Origin of the sequence: Dietzia sp. CW19, assembly GCF_014145265.1 — a bacterium.
GTDB classification, from domain to species: Bacteria; Actinomycetota; Actinomycetes; order Mycobacteriales; family Mycobacteriaceae; genus Dietzia; species Dietzia natronolimnaea.
Genome location: NZ_JAALEE010000256.1, coordinates 1 through 1,309, shown reverse-complemented (window position 1 = coordinate 1,309; position 1,309 = coordinate 1). Strand labels below are relative to the sequence as shown.

Annotated in this window: 1 protein-coding gene; it reads right to left on the bottom strand. The window is 71.5% G+C overall.

The features are described from left to right. Positions 1–998 (bottom strand): UvrD-helicase domain-containing protein (locus G6021_RS08325; RefSeq protein WP_182641045.1); only part of this gene is annotated, 998 nt, incomplete at its 3' end. Positions 999–1,309: the final 311 nt, after the last annotated feature.

Genomic DNA, 1,309 nt, shown 5'->3' with positions numbered 1-1,309 from the left:
CGGGCCCGGCCGCGGGCGGCGCGGACCACCGCGGGCGTGAGGACGAGGTCGTGTCCCTCGCACCGCACCACCACGTCCGCCCCCGGGGCGAACTGGCGGGCGCGGACGGCGGCCTTGAGGATGTCGACCATGTCCGCCGAGCCCTTGACCTCCTCGCCGCGGAGAGTCTCCGAACCGGTGGCACGGACCCCGGGGTAGAGGTCGGCGAGTGTGCGCAGGACGACTCCCGACTCGCCGAGCGACGGCAGGACGCGTGCGATGTAGTCGAGGAACCGCGCGTTGGGCCCCACGATGAGCACTCCGCTGCGGTCGAGCCTCCGGCGGTGCGTGTAGAGCAGATAGGCCGCACGGTGAAGGGCCACGGCGGTCTTCCCCGTCCCCGGCCCGCCCTGGACCACCAGGACACCGGCGTGGGGGTTGCGGATGATCTCGTCCTGCTCGCGTTGGATGGTCGCGACGATGTCCGTCATGTGAGCGGAGCGCGCGCTGTCCAGGGCTTCGAGCAGGGCGGATTCCCCCACGACGTCGTCGTGGTCCTCCGGCACCTCACCGTCGACCGGTGCGGTGAGGTACTCGTCGTGGACCCCGATGACCCTCCTGCCGATCGTGCGGAGATGACGACGACGGTGTGCGCCCTCGGGGCGGGCGGTGGTGGCCAGATAGAACGGGCGGCTGTGGTCCGCGCGCCAGTCCAGCAGGAGCGGGGTGAGGTCCTCGTCGTCGTCCCTCAGTCCCACGCGCCCGATCCTCCGGACCTCTCCGTCCTCCATGTCCAGCCGACCGAAGTACAGGCCCAGGTTGGCGGCGTTGAACGCCGCCAACTCAGACGAATAGAGCCGCGCGAACGACTCCCGCTCCGATCGCGCCTGAGGAGTTCCCCCCGTGCCCCGGAGGACGGCGTCGAGGCGGGCCCGGGTGTCGGCCCGGAGTTCCTCGAGACGATCGAGGAGACGGCCGAGGTGGCGCTGTTCCTCGTCGACGGCGTCGTATCCCGTCATGCGCGCTCCTCTCGGGTGGGGACTGCGCATCGGGTGGGTGTACCGCGCAGTGCAGGACAACCAGGCTACCGGGTCTCGCGCAGGGCCCACCGACGCCGACGACCCCGCCCGTGGGGGCGGGGTCGTCGACTTCCGGTGCGCGGGCACCGGGGGAGCGGATCGTCAGGGCCGGATGGCGGCCGCGGCCTTGCTCCGGGCGCGGTCACTCGTCTTCTTGGCGGTGGTGACCTTCTTGCGGGCGTCCTTCCGGGCCTTCTTCTTGGCCGACTCGACGGACTTGCGGAGGTCCTTGGTGTCCACCTTGTCGGCGC